Origin of the sequence: Rhodopila sp., from assembly GCF_965277825.1 — a bacterium.
Lineage (GTDB): Bacteria > Pseudomonadota > Alphaproteobacteria > Acetobacterales > Acetobacteraceae > Rhodopila.
In genome coordinates this window covers 477,446-499,075 of sequence record NZ_OZ255846.1, presented here as the reverse complement: position 1 = coordinate 499,075, position 21,630 = coordinate 477,446, and the positions used below count along the sequence as shown (strand labels likewise).

The 21,630-nt window shown below is 64.2% G+C and carries 19 protein-coding genes; 17 read left to right on the top strand and 2 right to left on the bottom strand.

What is annotated here, in order from left to right; translation table 11 throughout:
- The first annotated feature begins 72 nt into the window (after positions 1-72).
- The 9 genes from ACQY4T_RS02885 to xylB all read left to right on the top strand — a co-directional run bounded on the left by ACQY4T_RS02885 (position 73) and on the right by xylB (position 10,926).
- Positions 73-1,023 carry a sugar-binding protein gene (locus ACQY4T_RS02885; protein WP_428537403.1) on the top strand — a complete coding sequence of 317 codons (951 nt, stop codon included), beginning with the start codon at positions 73-75 and terminating at the stop codon, positions 1,021-1,023.
- A 7-nt stretch (positions 1,024-1,030) separates the two neighbouring features.
- Positions 1,031-2,551: a sugar ABC transporter ATP-binding protein gene (locus ACQY4T_RS02880; protein ID WP_428537400.1), complete on the top strand. Its 1,521-nt coding sequence runs from the start codon at positions 1,031-1,033 to the stop codon at positions 2,549-2,551.
- Complete coding sequence (locus ACQY4T_RS02875) at positions 2,551-3,549, top strand: ABC transporter permease (RefSeq protein WP_428537397.1); 999 nt, start codon at positions 2,551-2,553, stop codon at positions 3,547-3,549. Before ACQY4T_RS02880 ends, ACQY4T_RS02875 begins: the two co-directional genes overlap by 1 nt.
- A 51-nt stretch (positions 3,550-3,600) precedes the next feature.
- Positions 3,601-5,082 carry a mannitol dehydrogenase family protein gene (locus ACQY4T_RS02870; RefSeq protein WP_428537394.1) on the top strand — a complete coding sequence of 494 codons (1,482 nt, stop codon included), beginning with the start codon at positions 3,601-3,603 and terminating at the stop codon, positions 5,080-5,082.
- Between the two features lie 124 nt (positions 5,083-5,206).
- Positions 5,207-6,541: an ABC transporter substrate-binding protein gene (locus ACQY4T_RS02865; protein WP_428537391.1), complete on the top strand. Its 1,335-nt coding sequence runs from the start codon at positions 5,207-5,209 to the stop codon at positions 6,539-6,541.
- Between the two features lie 9 nt (positions 6,542-6,550).
- On the top strand, positions 6,551-7,465 hold the full coding sequence (locus tag ACQY4T_RS02860) for a carbohydrate ABC transporter permease (RefSeq protein ID WP_428537388.1): 915 nt from the start codon (positions 6,551-6,553) through the stop codon (positions 7,463-7,465).
- A gap of 3 nt (positions 7,466-7,468) precedes the next feature.
- Entirely contained in the window at positions 7,469-8,284 is an 816-nt protein-coding gene (locus ACQY4T_RS02855) for a carbohydrate ABC transporter permease (protein ID WP_428537385.1), read from the top strand.
- 65 nt (positions 8,285-8,349) lie between these two features.
- Positions 8,350-9,453: an ABC transporter ATP-binding protein gene (locus tag ACQY4T_RS02850; RefSeq protein ID WP_428537382.1), complete on the top strand. Its 1,104-nt coding sequence runs from the start codon at positions 8,350-8,352 to the stop codon at positions 9,451-9,453.
- 12 nt (positions 9,454-9,465) lie between these two features.
- Positions 9,466-10,926, top strand: coding sequence for a xylulokinase (gene xylB / locus ACQY4T_RS02845; protein ID WP_428537379.1), 1,461 nt, complete (start codon positions 9,466-9,468; stop codon positions 10,924-10,926).
- A 27-nt stretch (positions 10,927-10,953) separates the two neighbouring features.
- Here xylB and ACQY4T_RS02840 read toward each other — a convergent pair whose 3' ends face one another.
- Complete coding sequence (locus ACQY4T_RS02840) at positions 10,954-11,571, bottom strand: NIPSNAP family protein (protein WP_428537376.1); 618 nt, start codon at positions 11,569-11,571, stop codon at positions 10,954-10,956.
- An 86-nt stretch (positions 11,572-11,657) separates the two neighbouring features.
- Between ACQY4T_RS02840 and ACQY4T_RS02835 the strand changes: the two genes are divergently transcribed.
- Positions 11,658-12,377 carry a DUF1028 domain-containing protein gene (locus tag ACQY4T_RS02835; RefSeq protein ID WP_428537373.1) on the top strand — a complete coding sequence of 240 codons (720 nt, stop codon included), beginning with the start codon at positions 11,658-11,660 and terminating at the stop codon, positions 12,375-12,377.
- Positions 12,378-12,481: 104 nt separating this feature from the next.
- Here ACQY4T_RS02835 and ACQY4T_RS02830 read toward each other — a convergent pair whose 3' ends face one another.
- Entirely contained in the window at positions 12,482-14,293 is a 1,812-nt protein-coding gene (locus tag ACQY4T_RS02830) for an ABC-F family ATP-binding cassette domain-containing protein (protein WP_428537370.1), read from the bottom strand.
- Between the two features lie 723 nt (positions 14,294-15,016).
- Between ACQY4T_RS02830 and ACQY4T_RS02825 the strand changes: the two genes are divergently transcribed.
- From ACQY4T_RS02825 to ACQY4T_RS02795, 7 genes are all read left to right on the top strand, one after another.
- Positions 15,017-16,468, top strand: coding sequence for an FAD-linked oxidase C-terminal domain-containing protein (locus ACQY4T_RS02825; RefSeq protein ID WP_428537367.1), 1,452 nt, complete (start codon positions 15,017-15,019; stop codon positions 16,466-16,468).
- Positions 16,469-16,478: 10 nt separating this feature from the next.
- Complete coding sequence (locus ACQY4T_RS02820) at positions 16,479-17,672, top strand: FAD-binding protein (protein ID WP_428537364.1); 1,194 nt, start codon at positions 16,479-16,481, stop codon at positions 17,670-17,672.
- Positions 17,673-17,674: 2 nt separating this feature from the next.
- A complete protein-coding gene (locus tag ACQY4T_RS02815; RefSeq protein ID WP_428537361.1) occupies positions 17,675-17,947 on the top strand; it encodes a hypothetical protein in 273 nt (90 codons plus the stop codon).
- 2 nt (positions 17,948-17,949) lie between these two features.
- On the top strand, positions 17,950-19,248 hold the full coding sequence (glcF, locus tag ACQY4T_RS02810; RefSeq protein WP_428537358.1) for a glycolate oxidase subunit GlcF: 1,299 nt from the start codon (positions 17,950-17,952) through the stop codon (positions 19,246-19,248).
- Between the two features lies 1 nt (position 19,249).
- Complete coding sequence (locus tag ACQY4T_RS02805; protein ID WP_428537355.1) at positions 19,250-19,816, top strand: tetratricopeptide repeat protein; 567 nt, start codon at positions 19,250-19,252, stop codon at positions 19,814-19,816.
- A 354-nt stretch (positions 19,817-20,170) separates the two neighbouring features.
- Positions 20,171-20,809: a class I SAM-dependent methyltransferase gene (locus ACQY4T_RS02800; protein WP_428542675.1), complete on the top strand. Its 639-nt coding sequence runs from the start codon at positions 20,171-20,173 to the stop codon at positions 20,807-20,809.
- Positions 20,810-20,824: 15 nt separating this feature from the next.
- Entirely contained in the window at positions 20,825-21,547 is a 723-nt protein-coding gene (locus tag ACQY4T_RS02795) for a hypothetical protein (RefSeq protein ID WP_428537352.1), read from the top strand.
- Positions 21,548-21,630 lie beyond the last annotated feature (83 nt).

Genomic DNA, 21,630 nt, shown 5'->3' with positions numbered 1-21,630 from the left:
CGGCGCCTGGTTGCCAGCGGGCGGCGATGAACCCTAGGGTGGCGAAAATTGGAAACGTCCAGGATCCATACAATGAAACAGCCTGTTGTGACCGCATTTGCCGGATGCCTCGCCGTCGCGCTTTCCGTGGTCCCTGCCCTGGCCCAGGGTAAGAAAGAACTCGCCCTGGTGACCAACGCCGCCGCTGATTTCTGGACCATAGCCAAGCGTGGGGTGGAGAAAGCGCAGACCGAGCATCCCGATTACAACATGCAGGTGGTGATCACCGGGCAGGCCACGGCGGCGGAACAGCGGCGGGAATTGGATGATCTGCTGGCTCGGGGTGTCGCCGGGGTTTCGATTTCGGCGATCGACCCGAAGAACTCCACCGAGGAGTTCAACAAGGTCGCCGCCAAGGCCGCGCTGTTCACCACCGACAGCGACGCGCCGCAGTCCAATCGTGTCGTCTATATCGGCACCGACAATGTGGCTGCCGGTCGACAGGCGGGTGAGGAGATCAAGAAGGCGTTGCCAGGCGGCGGCAAGGTGATGATGTTCGTCGGCACCATGGACGCGGACAACGCCAGGGAGCGGGTGAGGGGGATCAAGGACACGCTGGCCGGCAGCAACATCCAGATCGTCGACATCCGCACCGACGGCGTCGATTTCGCCAAGGCCAAGAGCAACGTTCAGGATGCACTGGCAAAAGGCGGCATCGATTGCCTGGTCGGCCTGTATTCCTATAACACGCCCCAGATCTACTCGGCGGTGAAAGAGGCCGGCAAAGCCGGAAAGATCAAGATCGTCGGCTTCGACGAGGACCCGCAGACGCTGCGCGGGGTCGCCGACGGCACCGTGCAGGCGACGATCGTGCAGCAGCCTTATCAGTTCGGCTACCAGTCGATGGTCGATATGATCAAATACATCCACGGCGACCGGTCGTTCATTCCGGCCAACAAGTTGATCATCATCCCAACCCGGGTGATCGAAAAGTCCAACGTGGCGGCATTCCAGGACTCGATGAAGCAACTGCTGAAGAAGTAGGCGGGCGATGCCGGGGCCGCTGATCGAACTTGCCGCGATCACCAAGCTGTATCCGGGCGTCACCGCGCTGGACGACATCAATATGTCGGTCGGACGCGGCGAGGTTCTGGGCCTGATCGGCGAGAACGGTGCCGGCAAGTCCACGCTGATGAAAATCCTGGGTGGCGTCGTTGCGCCAACCTCGGGCACGATCCGTATCGAACGCCGCGACCACGCGATGCTTGGTGTGAACGACTCGATGCGCGCCGGCATCGCGTTCGTCCATCAGGAACTCAACCTGTTCGAAAACCTGGACGTCGCGGCCAATGTCGGCATGGGCCGTGAACCGCTGCGTTTCGGCCCACTGCGGCTGATCGACCGCGGGCGTCTGCGCGACCGGGTGGCGCCGTTGCTGGTCCGGTTGGGAGCGGATTTCGGGCCGGATACGCCGGTGCAAGGCTTGACCATCGCGCAGCGGCAACTGGTGGAGATCGCCAAGGCGCTGTCCGTCGATGCCCGCATTATCATCATGGATGAGCCGACCTCGAGCCTGAGCCTGCAGGAAACCGAGCGGCTGTTGCAGGTGGTTGCCGAGTTGCGGGCGAACGGGGTGTCGGTGATCTACATCTCGCATCGACTGGGTGAGGTGAAGGCCTGCGCCGATCGGGTCGTTTGCCTGCGGGATGGTCGGGTTGTCGGCGAGCTGCAAGGCCATAAAATCGATCACGCAACGATGATCCGGCTGATGATCGGGCGCGATCTGAAGGCGCTGTACATCCCGCCGGCAGCCGAAACCAAGCCCGGCGGCTGCGATTTGCTGGACGTGGAGACGAAGGATTTTCCGGGTCGGCGGGTCAACCTGGCGGTCCGCCGAGGCGAGATCCTTGGGCTGGCCGGACTGGTCGGCTCCGGCCGCACGTCGCTGGCTCGGGCCATGTTCGGGATCGACCCAATCCTCGACGGTGAAATCCGTCTGGACGGGGCAAGGATGACGATCCGCTCGCCACGCCGAGCGATCCGGCAGGGTATCTATCTGGTGCCGGAAGACCGCAAACGGGCCGGGTTGATCGTGGACATGCCCGTGGTCGAAAATATCACGCTCGCCAACTTGGTTGCCTATGCAAGGATTTGGCTGGTCAACCGGGCGGCGGAGCAGGTGACGTCGCGCACGCAGAGGGCCCAGCTATCGATCCGGGCACCGGGGGACCGGACCACGGTCGTTACGCTTTCCGGTGGCAATCAGCAGAAGGTCGTGCTGGCGAAATGGCTGTCGATGCGGCCGCGAGTGGTGATCTTCGATGAGCCGACCCGAGGCATCGATGTCGGGGCCAAGAACGAGATCTATACGCTGATGCGGGAACTCGCCGACCGCGGCGTCTGCATCCTGATGATTTCGTCCGACATGGAAGAAGTGATCGGTGTGTCGGACCGCATCGCGGTGATGCACGAAGGCACCATCAGCGGCATCCTGGAGCGCGCGCGGTTCAGCGAATACAGCGTGCTGCGGCTTGCCATCGGCCAGGGGCCAGACCCCGCCGAGGCGGTCTGATGCTGCCGAAGAAGGAACTCGGCCTGCTGCTTTTGCTGGTCGTCATCAGCGCCATCACCGGGGTGCTCAATCCGCAGTTCCTTTCCGGTGTAAACCTGTTGGACATGGCCAATCTGATCGGCCTGTTCGGGGTGTTCTCGATCGGTGAGGGCCTGACCATCATCACCGGCGGCATCGATCTGTCGGTCGGTTCGATGTTCTCGCTGCTGGGGGTGATCTTCATCGACCTGATCGCCAACCGCGATGTCGCATGGCCGCTGGCGCTGCTGGCGGTGTTGACCGGGGGGCTGTTGCTTGGCGCGATCCAGGGCCTGCTGATCACCCGGTTGCGCATGCAGCCGTTTATCGTCACCCTGTGCGGCTTGCTGATCTATCGCGGCGCGGCCCGTTACTACACCGATGATTCGACCATGGGTTTCGGCTATGGCAATTCCGCCGACACGCTGAGCTGGCTCGCCTCCGGACGCAGCTTCGGGTTGCCGCACAGTTTCACCTTCATGATCGTCGTCGCGCTGATCCTCGGCGTGGTGCTACACCGATCGGTGTTCGGCCGCTACCTGTTCGCGGTCGGGAAGAACGAAGAAGCGGCACGATATTCCGGTATCAGTACAAATCTCGTAATTGCCGGAGCCTACGTGCTGAGCGGCCTCCTGGCGGGCGTATCGACGATCTTCCTGGTGTTCTACACCAATTCCGTATCGCCCTCGACGTTCGGCAACTTTTATGAACTGTACGCAATCGCCGCGGCGGTGCTGGGCGGCTGCAGCCTGCGCGGCGGCGAAGGGTCGATCCTGGGCATCGTTCTCGGCACCGCCCTGCTGCAGGTGCTGCAGAACCTGGTCAACATCCTTGGTATTCCAAGCTCGTTGAACTTCGCTGTGATGGGCACGGTCATCCTTCTGGGCGTGTTCGCCGACCAGCAGCTGCAGAAACGGCGGGAGGCGTCGGTTGCCCGGGCTGTGCAACGCGGGCATCCGGCCGCCACACCTGTCAATTGACCCAGGGCCGCGGGTCTGCATCGTTGGCCAGGACAGACAGGGAGCAATGCCGTGGAAGCCGTGCCGCTCAACCGCGTCAATCTTGGCCGCCTGCTGCCGCCCGTCGCGGTGCCCCGCTTCGATCCGGCCCGCGTCAATGGTGGCATTGTTCACCTGGGATTGGGCGGATTCCACAGGGCGCACATGGCGCGCTACACGCATGACTTGATGCAGCGCCGCCACGACGCGCTTGACTGGGGGATTATCGGCGCCGGGCTGATGCCGGCGGATCGGCGGATGCGCGACAGCCTGGGGCCGCAGGACAACCTGTATACCCTGGTCGAACGCGAGGCCGCCGCGGAGAATGTCGCGGTGATCGGGTCGCTCGCGGACGTGGTGTTCGCCGCTGAATCCAGCGCAGCCCTGCTGGCGGCGATCGACCAGACGGCAATTCGCATCGTCAGCCTGACTGTCACCGAACACGGTTATTGCCTGAACCGGTCCACCAAGCAGCTCGATCCGGAGCATCCGCTGATCCGCCGGGACCTTGCGCAACCGGAATCCCCGGCCAGCGCGATCGGCATCGTGGTGGAGGCCTATCGCCGGCGGATGGTGGCGGGGTCGGCGCCGTTCACCGCGCTGACCTGCGACAACATCCAGCACAACGGCTCAGTGCTTCGCCAGGCGGTGCTGGCGTTGGCCGAGATGCGCGACCCCGCCCTGGCGCACTGGATCGCCGCCAACGGCTGCTTCCCCAGCACGATGGTGGATCGGATCACGCCGGTGACGGCGGCGGAGGACATCGCCCTGCTGGCTGAACGCTACGGCGTGATCGACCGCTGGCCGGTGTTCGCCGAATCGTTCACCCAATGGGTCATCGAGGATGATTTCCCCAGCGGCCGCCCACCCTGGGAGGAGGTCGGGGCACAATTCGTGACGGATGTCGCGCCGTATGAATTCATGAAGCTTCGCCTGCTCAATGCCAGTCACCTGGCGGTTGCCGGCATCGGCCGCCTGATCGGTCATGTCACCATTGCCGAGGCGATGGCGGACCCGCCGATCGCCCGTTTCATGGCCGCGCTGATGGACCGAGAGACCGGACCGACGCTGCCGGCAGTCCCTGGGATCGACCTGGCACGCTACAAGGCGACGCTGATCGAACGGTTCGCCAATCCCGCGATCAAGGACACCGTGGAACGGGTCAACTCCGACGCGCCGCTGAACGTTCTGGTGGACCCGATCCGCGATCGACTCCGCGCCGGCGGCTCGGTCGAGCTTCTGGCGCTGGCGCTGGCCGCGTGGATGCGGCGGATGCGCGGCCAGGACGAGCACGGGCAGCCGATCGAGATCCGCCACCCGTTGGCCGAAGAATTGGCCGCCAAGGCAGTCGAGGGCGGCGCGGATCCACGCGCGCTACTCGGGATAGCCCCGTTGTTCGGCGACCTGGGATCGGACCCGCGGCTGTATCAGCCCCTTGGGCGATGGCTGGGGTCGCTATACGACGTCGGCGCGGCGGCGACACTCGTGGAGGCGTCGCGGAGCCTGGCATTTTGAGGTGTTGCCGTCTCAGGGGCAGGTTTCTTGCAATATCGTAACTTTGGTTGACCAGGTCGCGCGTCCATGAGACCGTACTGTAAACCGCCGATTCAGGGCAGAAAAATACCGAGGAGGGATTTCCATGGCTCGTATTCTCCGCGACGGCCTGACGGTTCTGGCGTCCGCCGCGGCAATGCTGTTGGCCGCCAGCGGCATAGCCCGGGCCGATTCGACCATCACCATCGCCACCGTCAATAACGGCGACATGGTGGTGATGCAGCGGCTTTCCTCGGAGTTCGAGAAGCTGCATCCCGACATCCATCTGCGCTGGGTGGTGCTGGAGGAAAACGTGCTGCGCCAGCGCGTCACCACCGATATCGCGACCAAGGCCGGCCAGTTCGATGTGCTGACCATCGGCAACTATGAAGTGCCGATCTGGGCCAAGCAGGGCTGGCTGGTGCCGATGGACAATATGCCGGCGTCCTACGACGTCAATGACCTGCTGAAGCCGGTGCGCGCCGGGCTGACCTACGACGGCAAATTGTACGGCCTACCGTTCTATGGCGAGAGCGCGATGACCTATTATCGCACTGATCTGTTCCAGAAGGCCGGGATCAAGATGCCCGACAAGCCGACCTACGAACAGATCAGGGGTTTCGCCGACAAGATCACCGACAAGTCGAAGCAGATCTACGGCATGTGCCTGCGCGGCAAACCCGGCTGGGGCGAAAACATGGCCTATGTCACCTCGCTGGTGAATGCCGAGGGCGGCCAATGGTTCAATATGCAATGGAAACCGGAGATCGACAGCCCGCAATGGCACAAGGCGATCAGCTACTATGATGACATCCTGAAAGCCGATGGTCCGCCAGGGGCGACGTCGAACGGCTTCAATGAGAACCTGGCGCTGTTCGCCAGCGGCCATTGCGGCATGTGGATCGATGCCACCGTGGCGGGCGGCCTGCTGTACGACAAGAAGCAGTCAAGTGTTGCCGACAAGGTGGGCTTCGCGCCGATGCCGACCGGCAGTTTCGCCGGTGCGCCGACCTGGCTGTGGAGCTGGAACCTGGCGATCCCGACGACATCAAAGCAGAAGGATGCCGCGAAGACGTTCGTGACCTGGGCGACGTCGAAGGAGTACATCCAACTGGTGGCGAAAGACAACGGGTGGGTGTCGGTGCCTCCCGGCACGCGGTTATCGACTTATGAGAACGCCGATTACCAGAAGGCGGCGCCGTTCGCGTCGTTCGTGCACACGGCGATCGACGTGGCCAATCCGGATGGCCAGACGCAGCAGCCGCGTCCTTATCAGGGCGCGCAATTCGTCGCGATCCCAGAATTTCAGGGTCTGGGCACTCAGGTTGGGCAGACCATCGCCGGCACGTTGACCGGTCAGACCACGGTGAATCAGGCGCTGAAGGTCGCCGAATCCGCCGCCGAACGCACCATGCGACAGGCCGGTTACCCGAAGAAATAGGGCGCGGTCATGTCGACGACGCTGACCCCAGGTGCCGCGGCGCCGCTGGACGCCGAGGCGCCGGCGACCCGAAAGGTGGGCCCGCTGCTGCTGGCGCCCTCCGTCATCGTGCTGCTGGCGTGGATGATCGTTCCGCTGGTGATGACGCTGTGGTTTTCTTTCCAATACTACAATCTTATCGACCCGACCACGCATGGCTTCGCTGGCATCGACAACTACTTCTATCTGGTCACCGATCCGGACTTCTGGGTTTCGCTGGAAAACACCCTGATCCTGCTGGTCGCGGTGCTGGTGATCACGGTTGGCCTCGGCACCTTGCTCGCCGTGGTGTTCAACCAACCGTTCGTCGGCAGAAACATCGCCCGGGTGCTGGCGATCTCGCCGTTCTTCGTCATGCCCACGGTCAGCGCGTTGATCTGGAAGAACCTGCTGATGCATCCGATCTACGGGGTGTTCGGCGTGGTGGCCAGCACGCTAGGGTTTCAGCCGGTGGATTGGTTCGCTCGGCTCCCGTTGGCATCCATCATCGCCATTGTGTCCTGGGAATGGCTGCCGTTCGCGCTGCTGATCTTGCTGACCGCGGTGCAGTCGCTCGACCACGAACAGCGCGAGGCCGCGCGCATGGATGGCGCCGGGGTGCTGGCGCAGTTCTTCTTCATCACCTTGCCGCATCTGTCACGCGCCATCGGCGTTGTCATAATGATCGAAACGATTTTCCTGCTGACGGTGTTCGCCGAGATCTTCGTCACCACCTCGGGTGGTCCCGGCAATGCGACCACCAACCTGGCGTTCCTGATCTATGCTCGGGCCTTGCTGCAGTACGATATCGGCGGTGCGTCGGCCGGCGGCGTCGTCGCCATCGTGCTGGCCAACATCGTCGCCTTCTTCCTGGTGCGCAGCATCGCCCGACGGCTGGAGGTATAGCGCATGCGCGCCACGCCACTGCAACGTCTGCTGTCCTTCATCGTCGGCTGGGCTGCGGCACTGCTGCTGTTCTTCCCGATCGCCTGGATGGTGCTGACCAGCTTCAAGTCCGAGCGTGACGCGACTTCGCCGAGCTTGTTTTTTACGCCGTCGCTGGATTCGTATCGTGAGGTCTTCGCCCGCTCGGACTACCTGTCGTTTGCACTGAACAGCGTGGTGATCTCGGTCGGGGGCACCGTGCTGGCGCTGCTGTTCGCGATCCCGGCGGCTTATTCCATGGCGTTCCATCCGACACGACGGACCCGCGGCACGCTGCTGTGGATGCTATCGACCAAGATGCTGCCGCCGGTGGGCGTGCTGGTGCCGATCTACCTGCTGTTCCGCACCGCCGGCCTGCTGGATACCCGCAGCGGCCTGGTGGCAATCTATGCCCTGATGAACCTGCCAATCGTGGTGTGGATGCTGTTCACCTTCTACAAGGAAGTCCCGAACGAGATACTGGAGGCCGGGCGGATGGACGGAGCACGTACCGCCGGCGAGGTGTGGCACCTTCTGCTGCCGCTGACCTTGCCCGGTGTTGCCTCAACCGGCCTGCTTTCCTTGATACTGTGCTGGAACGAGGCGTTTTGGAGCCTCAACCTGACATCCGCTGGGGCTGCTCCGCTGACCGCGTTCATCGCCTCATTCTCCAGCCCAGAAGGGTTGTTCTTCGCCAAACTGTCGGCGGCCTCGACGATGGCTGTCGCACCGATCCTGGTGTTCGGCTGGTTCAGCCAGCGCCAGTTGGTGCAAGGCCTGACCTTCGGCGCCGTGAAATAGAGCGTGATCGTCCGAGGCCAGCGGTCGGAGGGCGTAAACGCGCGATCAAACACAGGAGCCTGCCCATGGCAACGCTGCAACTGCGCAATCTCCGCAAGAGCTACACGTCGTTCGAGGTGATCAAGGGCATCGACCTCGATATCGCCGATCGCGAGTTCGTGGTGTTCGTCGGGCCGTCCGGATGCGGCAAGTCGACACTGCTGCGGATGATCGCCGGGCTGGAAGAGATCACCGAAGGCGATCTGCTGATCGACGGCAAGCGGGTCAATCGGGTCGGGCCGGCGGATCGCGGCCTGGCGATGGTGTTCCAGTCCTATGCGCTGTATCCGCACATGACGGTGCGCCAGAACATGGCGTTCGCGTTGCGCCTGGCGCGGGTGGCGAAGTCGGAACGCGACCGCAAGGTCGACGAGGCCGCCCGCATCCTGCAATTGGAGCCGTATCTGGAGCGGCGCCCCAAGGACCTGTCCGGCGGCCAGCGTCAGCGTGTCGCAATCGGCCGCGCCATCGTGCGCCAGCCCAAGGTTTTCCTGTTCGACGAGCCGCTGTCCAACCTTGATGCCGCACTGCGCGGGCAGATGCGGATCGAACTGTTGCGCCTGCACGAGGAACTGAAGGCAACCATGATCTACGTCACCCACGACCAGATCGAGGCGATGACGATGGCCGACAAGATCGTGGTGCTGCAGGCGGGCCGGGTGGAGCAAGTCGGCTCGCCGCTGGAGCTCTACCATCACCCGGCGAATCTTTTCGTCGCCGGCTTCATCGGTTCGCCACGGATGAATCTGATGGCGGCGAACGTGATCGAGGCCAGCGCGAGCGGCGCCCTGGTCGCGCTGGCCTCAGGCGCGCGGATCGCCGTGCCGGTCGATGCGGTACCCGACAGCGCAAGCGACCCGCTGACGCTTGGCATCCGTCCCGAAGGCCTGCGCATCGACCCGGCCGGCCCGATCAGCGGAACCGTCGGATTGGTCGAGCGGCTCGGTGGCCTGACTTTGCTGCACGTCAACTTGGAGGACAAACAGCAGATCACCGTGCAGATCGAGGGCAGCGATGCGACCCGCGCGCACGACCAGATCCGACTGGCGGTCGATCCGGCGGCGTGCCATCTGTTCGACAAATCCGGTCAGGCGCTGCCGCAGCGGGTTCGGCACCCAATGGCGGCCTGAGCGGCGCGGGCCGTGTTCCTCGGCCTGGATTTCGGTACCTCGGCGGTCAAGGCACTCCTGGTGGATGGCGCGCAAACCGTTTTAGCCAGCGCCACCGCGCCGCTGTCGATGCAGCGCCCAGCGGCGGGACACAGCGAGCAGGATCCGCGGGCCTGGTGGCAGGCGATGCTGGACGCGGTCGACGACATCGGCCGCAACCATGCCGGCGCGTTGTCGGCCGTTAAGGGCATCGGATTGTCCGGACAAATGCATGGCGCAGTGCTGTTGGACCATGCCGGGGGCGTGTTGCGTCCCGCAATCCTCTGGAACGACGTTCGCTCGGCGCTGGAATGCAGCGAGCTGGAGCAGGCCGTGCCGGAACTCCGGCAAATCACCGGCAATATCGCCATGCCGGGCTTCACCGCGCCGAAACTGCTGTGGCTGCGCAAGCACGAGCCGGCGACGTTCGCCGCGCTGCGCACCGTGCTGCTGCCGAAAGCCTACATTCGCCACCGACTGACCGGCGAGATGATCGAGGAAATGTCGGACGCGTCAGGCACGCTGTGGCTGGATGTTGGTCGGCGCGACTGGTCCGACGTCATGCTTGCCGCCACCGGGCTGTCGCGGCTCGCGATGCCGCGCCTGGTCGAGGGCAATGCCGCGGCGGGGACGCTGCGCGCCGAACTCGCGGCGCGCTGGCACATGACACGGCGGCCGGTCGTGGCCGGCGGAGCGGGTGACAATGCCGCCGGCGCGGTGGGGCTGGCAGCGATCGGGGCCGGCGACGCGTTCATCTCGCTGGGCACGTCCGGGGTGCTGTTCGCCGCCACCGACCGGTTCCGGCCGTGGCCGCAGGCTGCGGTCCACGCGTTCTGCCATGCCCTGCCGAATCGCTGGCATCAGATGGGGGTGACGCTGTCGGCGGCGGCCTCATTGGCGTGGTGGGCCACGGTCACTGGATGCTCCGAGGCGCAGTTGCTGGCCGAGGTCGGCGTGCCCGCCAAGCCAAGCTCCGCGCTGTTCCTGCCGTATCTGGGCGGTGAGCGGACGCCGCACAACGACGGCACGATCCGCGGCGCGTTCGCCGGGCTGTCGCATGACACTGACCGGCGCGAGCTCACCCAGGCAGTGCTGGAGGGCGTGGCGTTTTCGTTGCGTGACTGCCTGGACGCGATTTCGGCCTCCGGCACCCGTATCGAGGACGCCGATGTGATCGGCGGCGGGTCACGCTCCGCGGCATGGATCGCGATCATCGCTTCTGCGCTTGGGATTCCGCTGCATCGTCTGGCGACGGGCGAAACCGGCGCCGCGTTCGGCGCGGCACGGCTGGCCCGGATGGCGGTCACCGGTGAGGCGCCGGACGTGGTCTGTCTGGCACCGGCCCGTGCCGAGACGATTCCGCCGCGGCCCGATCTCGCCGCCGCCTATGCCCCGCGGATCGCGCAATACCGCGCCTTGAACCGCGGCATCGCCGCCGCGGTGCGGCAGCAGTGAGACCGTTCCCCGCGCGGATTTCGGCGACTACCGGATCGGCGAGAACGCCGCCGGCATCAGCAAGGCGTTTTCCTGCTTCACCACGACGCCCGGAGGATTGCGCGCCGGCCATTGACCGGTGGCGGTGGCGGCGGCCCGCGCGGTGAAACGCTCGTTGGCATCCTTGTAGGCCCAGATATGCACCCATTTGTTGAGCGCGCCGAACTCGGAATACCATCCCCCGACCAGTGGCGAAATTTTCATGCGGCCTTCGATCTTGTCGCTCCAGCGCTCGATCAGGCCGGGGATTGCGCCAGGGATCAGCGTATACTGGCGGATCTCGAATAGCGGCCCGATCTGGCGCGGCTCCAGCGCCGGTGAGAACGGCGCCGGAAGCAAAATCTCGCTCTGTTGCGCGATGGTGAATTCACGTGTCGGCGGCGGCCAACCGCTGTCCTTCATCGCCGCGGCGCGGACCGCGGTGCGATGCTCGAAGCTGTCGTAGGTCCAGACGTGGATGATCTGGTTCAGCGGCCCGATCTCGGTGTGCCAGAAGGCGGCGAGCTTGGAGTGCTTCTCGCGGATCGGCATCGCTTCGGCGAAACGTTTCTCCACCTCGGCCAGACTACCCGGCTGCAGCGTGTAGGTGCGCATTTCGATGATCATTGGCGTTGTCCCCTGTTTCCAGGCATCAGGTTAGGGCATGTTCGCGGAAGGGGAAATATCCTGGGACCCAGGGGAACATCGCTGTCATGACCTGGTCGATCGTTGCGCATAATCCGAACTCCGGCAGCTTTGCGGTGGCGGTCGCCACCAAGGCGTTCGCGGTCGGCGCATCCTGCCCGTTCGTGCGAGCCGAGGTCGGCGCGGTTTCGACGCAGTCGATGACCAACCGCTATCTTGGCCCGGCGATATTGGACGCGATGGCACGCGGCCTGGCGCCGGCGGCGGCGATCGAGGGCGCGTTGGCGGGCGATGCCGGGCGCGGCATCCGCCAGGTTCATGCCATCGACCGCAACGGACGCAGCTCGGCCTGGACCGGGGACAACTGCGTCGAGTGGTGCGGCAGCCTATCCGCCGGCGGGATCAGCGTCGCCGGCAACATGCTGGCCGGGGAGCCGACCGTCCGAGCGACGCTGGCATCGTGGCAGGCCAACCCGACCGTGCAGATGCCGGACCGGCTGATGACGGCGATGGAAGCCGGAGAAGCCGCCGGCGGCGATCGGCGCGGCAGGCAATCCGCCGCCATGCTGATGGTCACCACCGAGGATTTTCCCGATCTGGATCTGCGGGTCGATGACCACGCCGAACCGCTGCCGGAACTCCGCCGGCTATTGTCGATCTGGAAGGCCGAGGGTGTCGCCCGATTGGGGATCGCGCCGTCGAAGGCGGAGCCGTCGGGAATGGTCGATCTGGATGCGATCGAGGCCGGATGGATCTCGCGCGGAATGGATTTGCGGTTCCGGCGCTAATTTCCTGCCTCGGAAGTTCGCCGCGTTATGCGGCGGACCTATGGGATTAGAAAGTTGGCAAAAAGCAACAACTGGGAAACTGGATCAGAGCAGAACCCGCCGGTTCAGCCGCCGGGTGCGGCAGCCTCCAGTTCCTCTCGCAGCAGCTCGAGTTGCAACCACCGTTCCTCGGCCTGGGCTAGCGATGCCTGCGCGGCGCTCAGCGCCTCGGTCGAGGCGGCAAACTCGCCCGGTCGTTTGCCATAAAGATCGGGATCGGCCAGCACCGCGTTCAACCGCGTGACCTCCTGCTCCAGACCGGCGATCACACCCGGCAAGGTGTCGAGCGCGTGCTTGTCCCTGAAGCTCAGCTTCCGGCTCGCGGCCTTGGTCGCCGGTGCTACCACGGCAGCCCGGCCATGCGCTGGCCTCGCCGCCTGCCGCGGGCCACGCTGCGTCAACATGTCGGAGTAGCCGCCGGCATATTCGATCCAGCGTCCATCGCCCTCGGTGGCAATCACCGAAGTGACCACGCGATCGAGGAAGTCACGGTCGTGGCTGACCAGCAATACGGTACCCCTGTAGTCCGCCAGTCTTTCCTGCAACAGTTCCAGCGTTTCCAGATCCAGGTCGTTCGTCGGTTCGTCGAGCAACATCAGGTTGGAGGGCTTGGCGAAGGCGCGTGCCAGGGTCAGCCGCCCACGCTCACCGCCGGACAGCACGCCGACCGGGGTGTTGGCCTGTTCGGGACCGAACAGGAAATCCTTCATGTAGCTGACCACGTGACGCTGCTGGCCGCCCACGGTCACAGTATCGCCAGCGCCCCCTGTCAGCGCCTGCGACAGCGACTGATCCGGGTCCAGTGTCTCCCGCCGCTGATCCAATTCGACCTCGGCCAGGTTGGTGCCAAGCTTCACCTCGCCGTGGTCCGGCGCCAACTTGCCGGTCAGCAGGTTGAGCAGCGTGGTCTTGCCGGCGCCGTTCGGCCCGACGATGCCAACCCGGTCGCCGCGGATGATGCGAGTGGAGAAATCCCGCACCACGCTGCGCTGGCCATAGGTTTTCGAAACCGCTTCCGCCACCGCCACCAGTCGGCCAGACAGATCCGCCTCGGCGGCATCCAGCTTCACCTTGCCGACCGCGGCGCGCTGTTCGCGATGTTTCTTGCGCAGCGCGTGCAGGTCGCCGAGCCGCTTCTGATTGCGCTTGCGCCGGGCGGAGACGCCGAAGCGGAGCCAGTCTTCCTCCATCACGATCTTGCGGCGAAGCTTGTGCCGGTCGGTCTCCTCCTGTTCGAGCAATTGATCGCGCCAGCTCTCGAATTGCGCGAAGCCGTGGTCGAGCACCCGGGTGAAGCCGCGGTCCAACCAGACAGTGCGGCGCGAGATCCGTTCGAGCAGGCGGCGATCGTGGCTGATCAGCACAATGCCGGATCGCAGGTTGGCGAGTTGTTGTTCCAGCCACTCGATGCCGGGCAAGTCAAGGTGGTTGGTGGGTTCGTCCAGCAGCAGAATGTCGGGTTGCGGCGCCAGCACGCGGGCCAGCGCCGTGCGGCGGCCTTCGCCGCCGGATAGCTGTGACGGGTGTTCCGCGCCGGTCAATCCAAGCTGTTCCAGCAGATAGGCGGCTCGGTGACTGTCGGTCGCGGCGCTATCCACCAGCCCGGCCTCGACATATTCACGGGTGGTGGCAAAGCCCGCGAAGTCGGGTTCCTGGGCAAGGTATCGGATGGTCGCGCCGGGCTGGGCGAAGCGGCGTCCGGCATCAGGCTGTATCAGGCCGGCAGCAATCCGCAGCATGGTCGACTTGCCGCCGCCGTTGCGGCCGACCAGGCAAACGCGGTCTCCGGCAGAGACCGAAAGTCCGGCGCCCACTAGCAACGGCGCCGTGCCGAAGGTCACAGCGATGTCTTGCAGGCTCAGCAGGGGGGGCGGCATCGGGAAGGCTTAAACCATCGCGCCGGCAAGTTGAAGCCGCCAGGAGATAGGGCGAGGTTGTTATCTTGTTCGCTGTCTGGATCGCTGCCGCACCCGGCTGCGACACCCAGCGATACGCTGCGTCAATGCGGCACGAACCGCGCCAAAGCAGCCACCGCCCCTAGGATAATGACGGTCTGAACACCGATGGTCCCAACCGTCCATTTCAGGATCTTCGCCTTTGTATCGGCCAATCCAATCTGCAGGTCCGCTTTCGCAGAAGTCATCCCAAGCTGGAGATCTGCCTTTGTCATGAGGTTGGACAGGTCGATTTCCTGGGATTTGCGGAGTACGCGTGTGACGGCTTTGGCTTGTTGATCAGTGAAACCGACGCTTCCAGTTCCTTGACGACTTCGTGGGTGTCTAGGGCAGTTACCGTCAACGGTTGCGTCCTCACGGTCCATGGTTCCGGCGGGGCTGCTCGGACGAACATACGTCCGCTGCGCCGTCGCGCTGATTTTAACGCGTTCCGCCCACGCCGGCCACAGTTTCGAAGCTTCATAACACATTATGCTCCACGCAGCTTGGGGCGGAGAAAGGAGCCGCCTGGGCCATCGCATCTGCGCGATCGAGAGGATTCGGGACAGGCGGCAGCTCGGTCCGGAACCTCTTGGCCTCGCAACCCTGGCGTCACCATCAGAAATCGCTATGTTCCAAGGACATTCTCGCTGATGGAGGCCCACGATGATCCGCCAGCCGGCCCCGAAACCCGAAGTCATCGGCCGCCGCGACACCATCGTCGCCGGGCTGCGTGCGCTGTTGCCCGAAAGTGGAGTGATTGCCGAAGCCTTGCGGCTGAAACCCTATGAGACCGACGGCCTCACCGCCTACCGCCAGACGCCGCTCGCCGTGGTCCTGCCGGAGACCACCGAACAGGTAGCGGCTGTACTGCGCTTCTGCTGCAAAAACGGTGTCCGGGTTATACCCAGGGGCGCCGGCACCTCGCTGTCGGGCGGCGCGCTGCCGATGGCGGACGCCGTCGTCGTCGGGATGATGCGGATGAACCGGATCCTCGACATCAACTACCCCGACCGCTGCGCCGTTGTGCAGGCGGGCGTGACCAACATCGGCATCACCAACGCGGTGTCGGCCGATGGGTTCTTCTATGCGCCCGACCCCTCCAGCCAGCTCGCCTGCATGATCGGCGGCAACGTCAACATGAACTCCGGCGGGGCGCACTGCCTGCGCTATGGCGTCACCACCAACAATCTTCTGGGCCTTAAGATCGTCACCATCGACGGCGAAATCATCGACATTGGCGGCTCCCACCTAGACGCGGCCGGCTACGACTGGCTTGGTCTGCTGACCGGCAGCGAGGGCATGTTAGCGGTGATCACCGAGGTCACCGTGCGCATTCTGCGCGGGCCGGAGGGCGCACGCGCGATGTTGGCCGGCTTCAAATCCAACGAAATCGCGGGGGCGGCGGTGGACGCCATCATCTCCTCCGGCATCATCCCTGTGGCGCTCGAATTCATGGACCGCCCCGCGATCCATGCCTGCGAGGCGTTCGCCCATGCCGGCTATCCGCTGGACGCCGAGGCGATGCTGATCATCGAGGTCGAAGGCAGCGCCGAGGAACAGGACCGCCTGCTAAGCCAGCTCGCCGCGATCTGCGAGAAATTCGATCCGATCAGCCTGAAGGTGTCGCAGTCGGCCGAGGAGTCGCTGGCGATCTGGAAGGGCCGCAAGGGCGCGTTCGGCGCGGTTGGCCGGATCAGTCCGGATTATCTGTGCATGGACGGCACCATTCCCACCAGCCAGTTGCCACTGGTGCTGCGCCGTATCGGGGAAATGTCGGACAGCTACGGGCTGAAGGTCGCCAACATCTTCCACGCCGGCGACGGCAACCTGCATCCGCTGATCATGTTCGACGCCAACGATCCCGCCAGCTTCCACGCGGCCGAGGCGTTTGGCGCCGACATCCTTAAGCTCTGCGTCGAAGTCGGCGGCTGCCTGACCGGCGAACACGGCGTCGGGGTGGAAAAACGCGACCTGATGCCGGTGCAGTTCAAGCCGCACGAACTGCAACAGCAGCGTCGCATCAAGTCGGCCTTCGACCCCGAATGGCTGCTCAATCCCAGCAAGGTTTTCCCGCTGACCGAACCCGACGCCGCCGAGCAGACCCAGGCCGCATGACCACCGCCGCATGACCACCGAGGACTCGATCGTTGCGGTTGTCGCCGAGGCCATGCGCACCCGCGAGCCTTTGCTGATCCAGGGCAATGGCACGAAGTCCTGCATGCTGCGGCCGGTGCAGGCAGCGCGAACGCTGTCCACCGCAAACCTCTCCGGCATCAAGCTATATGCGCCGAAGGAACTGATCATCTCGGTCTGGGCCGGCACGCCGCTGCCCGAGATCGAGGCCGCCCTTGCGGCGCCCGGCCAGCACCTGATCGCCGAACCGCCGGATCTGTCTGATCTGCTGGGTGCCGAGGGCGGCAAACCACAAACCATCGGCGGCGTGGTCGCAACCAATCTGTCCGGTCCGCGGCGCGTCGCCTGGGGCGCGATGCGCGACCATGTCATGGGGGTTCGCGCGGTGACCGGGCGGGCCGAGATCATCCGTTCCGGCGGCCGGGTGTTGAAAAACGTCACCGGGCTTGATCTGTGCAAGTTACTTGCCGGCAGCCACGGCACGCTGGGGGTGATCACCGAGATCACCCTGAAGGTGCTGCCGGCGCCGGAGGCCACCGGCACTCTGGTGCTGCCGAACCTGGAAGCCGCGACCGGCGTGGCCGTGCTGTCAGCCGGGCTGGGCTCGCCGTTTGGTGTCTCGGGCGCCGCATGGTTGCCCCCGGAAGCCGCCGCGCGGGTGACAGGCCTCGGAGAAGTCGGCGGTTCCGTCGCGTTGCTGCGGATCGAGGATTTCCCAGCGTCGGTCAGCTACCGCGTCGGCCGGCTGATGGATCAGTTGGCGGTGCGCGGCGCGGTGACGCTGGACACCGACGCCTCACACGCGGTCTGGAAGCAGGTTCGTGATGCGCGGCCGCTTGCAGCCGGTTCGGGCGACGCCGTCTGGCGGATCTCGGTTCGCCCGTCCTTGGGCCCATCCGTCCTCGATGGGCTTCGGGCGCATGAGGTCGGCGGATTCCTCGATTGGGGCGGTGGGCTGGTCTGGTTGGCTGGTCCCGCCGATGCCGCCACCCATGCGGCGGTCGAAGCGGCGGCACGGAAGGCGGGTGGCACTTGGACCCTGCTGCGGGCGCCCGACACCTTGCGCAGCGTGGTTTGCGTGGTCCCCAATCAGGATGCCGTGCTGGCGCGGATCACCCGGGAGGTGAAAGCGGCAATGGACCCGGCCGGCATCCTCAATCCGGGTCGCCTCTACGCCGGGCTTTAAACATGTTCTTCATTCCCACCTGGGTCACCAACATTGTGTTCCTGATCACCTGCTGGGTTTCCGGGTTTCAGCATCTGCGGTTGAGGCGGCCGAACCCGGTCACCAACCTGCAGTTTTTCATGATGGCGTTTTCACTGATCATGATCCTGATTGTCGCGTTGTACAACAGGGAGAACCCCTGGCTGTCGCTGGCGTTTTTCGTGCTGGCGATCGGCTGCCTGAGCTGGATGATCCGCCAGCTTCGTATGCTGCCTCCCATGAAACCCATTGAGTAGCGATGCAGACCAATTTCACCGCCGAACAGCTTCGGGATCCCGATACCGCGTCATCCAACGCCGTACTACGCACCTGCGTGCATTGCGGCATGTGTACCGCGACCTGCCCGACGTTCCTGCTGCTCGGCGACGAACTCGACAGCCCACGCGGGCGCATCTACCTGATCAAGGACATGCTGGAGACCGGCCGTCCCGCCACCGAGGAGGTAGTGCGCCATGTCGATCGGTGCCTGTCCTGCCTGGCCTGCATGACCACCTGCCCGTCCGGGGTCAATTACATGCACCTGGTCGACCACGCCCGTAGCTACATCGAGCAGACCTATCGCCGCCCACTGGCGGAGCGCTGGCTGCGGCGGCTATTGGGCGTGCTGCTGCCGCGTCCGGGACTGTTCCGGCTATCGTTGTCGGCGGCTCGGCTCGGCCGTCCGCTCGGTGCATTGATCCCTGGGCAATCGATGATGGCGCAACGGTTGCGCGCAATGCTGGCGCTGGCCCCAGCCAAGCTGCCAGGCCGGAGCCCGACCGAAACGCCGCGGACCTACGCCGCTGAGGGGACGCGAAAGGCGCGCGTCGCGCTGCTGACCGGGTGCGCCCAGCAGGTGCTGATGCCGCGCATCAACGAAGCCACCATCCGCCTGCTGACTCGGCTGGGAATTGAGGTGGTCGTCGCGCCGAACGCCGGCTGTTGCGGCGCGCTCAATCACCACCTCGGCCAGCATGACCGGGCAATGGCACTGGCTCGGGCCAATATGGAGGCGTGGTCGAATGCCGGCGACCTGGACGCGATCGTGATCAACGCTTCGGGCTGTGGCACCACGGTCAAGGACTACGGCTTCATGTTCCGGTCGGAGCCGGAGCCGTGGCGGAGCAAGGCGATGAAGGTCGCCGAAATGACGCTCGACGTAACCCAGTTTCTGGCCCGTCTCGATTACCAGCCGGCGCGGCCGGCGCCTGGCCTGACCGTGGCCTACCATTCCGCGTGCAGCCTGCAACACGGCCAGCAGGTGACGGCGGAACCGAAGACCCTTTTGTCCCGCGCCGGCTTCCGGGTGGTCGAGCCGAACGAGCCGCACATCTGCTGTGGCTCTGCCGGCACCTATAATTTGTTGCAGCCTGAGATCGCAGGTCGGTTACGGGATCGCAAACTCGGCAACCTCAAGGCGATCCGGCCCGACCTGATCACGGCCGGCAATATCGGTTGTATCACCCAGTTGGCGGGCGACACGCTTCCGGTGGTTCACACCGTCGAGTTGCTGGACTGGATGGCGGGTGGGCCGGCGCCACCCGGGGTCGCCGGCTGAGATGGTCATTACGCGGTCCGGGCTGGCGGTCGGCCTGTGGCTGTTCGGACTGAATGTTGTCGCGGTCGCGCAATCCCCGGCCGAGAAACGTGCCGCCACTGATCACCTGCTTGACGCGCTGAAGGTCGCCCCGGACGAGCAGTCGGCTTTCACGCTGGAAGGCCAATTGGAGCAGATCTGGCTGCATGCCGGGTCACCGGCGGTAACGTTGCTGATGAGCCGCGGCCTGCGGTCCTTGCAGACCGGTGAGGACGACGAGGCGGTGAACTCGTTTTCTGATGCTATCACGCTGCAGCCGGATGTGGCCGAGGCTTGGCATCAGCGCGCGCTGGCACTGTATCACGCCGGCAACGTCAAGGCTGCGATCCAGAACCTGGAGGAGACCATCCGGCTGGAACCGCGCGACTTCGCGGCCTGGCGTACGCTGGCCGACATCGCGGCTGCGCGCCAAGACTGGAAGGGTGCCTATGCCGCCTGGCAGAAGGTCATGGAGCTTGATCCGAAGACGCCGGGTGGCGAGGAGCGTCTGCGTTTACTGAAGCGGCGCGCGGTCGGCGAGGAGACCTGATTTCATTAGGGGCCGCATCAGCGAGCATTCGGTCAAAAACGAATGCCCGACACAGTTGGCGCGTCCGGATTTCCTCGTGTGCGCGGCTGCTCACCGATACCGCGAGACCGGTCGGGCAATCGGTGCCATATTATCACGACATCGATCCATGCGGACAAAGCAGCGTCTACTGTTAAAGATTGATGTCATTTCAGCATAGCATTGGGAATCTGGACTATGATGTCTGGTGTGAAACATCAATGAAACCTATTGGACGGAGGTCCGTCACTGTTACGAATCGGGGGTTCAGTATGGTGACAGGCATCGAAACAGTGTAGATGAATCTACTTGTCGGAGGCAGAGCGGTTGCCAATCGTGAAACAACTGGAACGGGATCGCGTCGCCGAGGCCTACGGGCGGTGGGCGCCGGTGTATGATGTCGTTTTCGGGCCGGTGTTCAGACAGGGACGTCGTGCGGCGGTCGATGCCGCCGAACGGATTGGCGGCCGCATTCTTGAGGTTGGCGTCGGGACGGGTCTGTCGCTGGATTACTATGCCCCGAGCAGCCGCATTGTCGGTGTCGATATCTCGGGACCCATGCTGGATCGAGCGCGCGAGCGAGTGAAACGGTTGAACCTTGATAATATCGAAACGATCGAGGTCATGGACGCGGAACAACTGGTTTATCCGCGTGGCTCGTTCGACGTAGTCGTTGCGCAGTATGTCGTTACCGCCGTGCCGAATCCGGAAAACGCGCTTGACGAATTCGTTCGGGTTGTGCGACCCGGTGGCGAGATTATTCTGACGAGTCGGATTGGCGCCGAAACAGGCTTTCGCGGAACCGTCGAGAGGTGGCTGATGCCTTTGACAAGCCGATTGGGCTGGCGGACCGAATTCCCTTGGGCGCGCTACGAGCAGTGGGCACGGCATTCACCAGTCAGCCTGCTGGAACGCCGGGCGCTGCCTCCACTGGGTCATTTCTGGCTCATTCGATTCGCCAGGTTGGATGATTGATCGCGACGGTTTCCAGTGCCTTCGCGGCGCCCCGGATTTTGGCTGCGTCGCGCGTCAGGAACGGCTGACTTTGGCAAGCCAGCATGCACTTCAAGAGGATCAGCGATGAACGGCTTTTTCGAACTTCTTCGAGTACAGCGGTGGGATGATCATCGCTACTATCATCACAGTCGGATCAACCAATCGCTGCACCTTTTGAGCGCCGTCACCTTTGTCTGCACCTACGCGCTAACGTTCAACGATCCGGCGCTGGCGGCGCTGATCGGATGGTTGGTGGCGATGACGAGCCGACAAATCGGTCACTTCTTCTTCGAACCGAAGGACTATGACGTCATCAATCAGGCGACCCACCAGTATAAAGAGCAGGTCAAGGTCGGCTACAACCTGCGCCGCAAGACGGTTCTGATGACAATTTGGGCGCTTTCCCCGTTGGCTTTCGTGCTGGATCCCACGATGTTGGGACTATGCCGCGCGCCGACGAATTGGATCGGATTTGCTCGTCATGTCGGCTATCTGTGGCTGGTGGTTGGACTTGGCGGCCTGCTGTTCCGGACCATCCATCTGTTTCTGATCGAGGATTTGCGGACCGGACTGGTCTGGGCAACCAAGATCATCACCGACCCGTTCCACGACATCAAGCTGTATTACAGAGCACCAGCGCATCTGTTGAAGGGCCATATACTGGAGCCGGCGTTGGGTGACGACCTTTCCGAAGAGGCCGCCGAATTTAACCATTAGAACAGGATCACGTTCGGCGCGGCGCGAGTTCAGCGATCAACAAAAGGCCAGACCGGTTCAAAGTAGTCGTTAAGGCTGAAACT

What these genes read in the sequence shown, in the direction of transcription:
- ACQY4T_RS02885 (WP_428537403.1), top strand. Translation starts at nt 73, where the DNA reads ATGAAACAGCCTGTTGTGACCGCATTTGCCGGATGCCTCGCCGTCGCG.
- ACQY4T_RS02880 (WP_428537400.1), top strand. Translation starts at nt 1,031, where the DNA reads ATGCCGGGGCCGCTGATCGAACTTGCCGCGATCACCAAGCTGTATCCG.
- ACQY4T_RS02875 (WP_428537397.1), top strand. Translation starts at nt 2,551, where the DNA reads ATGCTGCCGAAGAAGGAACTCGGCCTGCTGCTTTTGCTGGTCGTCATC.
- ACQY4T_RS02865 (WP_428537391.1), top strand. Translation starts at nt 5,207, where the DNA reads ATGGCTCGTATTCTCCGCGACGGCCTGACGGTTCTGGCGTCCGCCGCG.
- ACQY4T_RS02860 (WP_428537388.1), top strand. Translation starts at nt 6,551, where the DNA reads ATGTCGACGACGCTGACCCCAGGTGCCGCGGCGCCGCTGGACGCCGAG.
- ACQY4T_RS02855 (WP_428537385.1), top strand. Translation starts at nt 7,469, where the DNA reads ATGCGCGCCACGCCACTGCAACGTCTGCTGTCCTTCATCGTCGGCTGG.
- ACQY4T_RS02850 (WP_428537382.1), top strand. Translation starts at nt 8,350, where the DNA reads ATGGCAACGCTGCAACTGCGCAATCTCCGCAAGAGCTACACGTCGTTC.
- ACQY4T_RS02840 (WP_428537376.1), bottom strand. Translation starts at nt 11,571, where the DNA reads ATGATCATCGAAATGCGCACCTACACGCTGCAGCCGGGTAGTCTGGCC.
- ACQY4T_RS02835 (WP_428537373.1), top strand. Translation starts at nt 11,658, where the DNA reads ATGACCTGGTCGATCGTTGCGCATAATCCGAACTCCGGCAGCTTTGCG.
- ACQY4T_RS02830 (WP_428537370.1), bottom strand. Translation starts at nt 14,293, where the DNA reads ATGCCGCCCCCCCTGCTGAGCCTGCAAGACATCGCTGTGACCTTCGGC.
- ACQY4T_RS02825 (WP_428537367.1), top strand. Translation starts at nt 15,017, where the DNA reads ATGATCCGCCAGCCGGCCCCGAAACCCGAAGTCATCGGCCGCCGCGAC.
- ACQY4T_RS02820 (WP_428537364.1), top strand. Translation starts at nt 16,479, where the DNA reads ATGACCACCGAGGACTCGATCGTTGCGGTTGTCGCCGAGGCCATGCGC.
- ACQY4T_RS02815 (WP_428537361.1), top strand. Translation starts at nt 17,675, where the DNA reads ATGTTCTTCATTCCCACCTGGGTCACCAACATTGTGTTCCTGATCACC.
- glcF (WP_428537358.1), top strand. Translation starts at nt 17,950, where the DNA reads ATGCAGACCAATTTCACCGCCGAACAGCTTCGGGATCCCGATACCGCG.
- ACQY4T_RS02805 (WP_428537355.1), top strand. Translation starts at nt 19,250, where the DNA reads ATGGTCATTACGCGGTCCGGGCTGGCGGTCGGCCTGTGGCTGTTCGGA.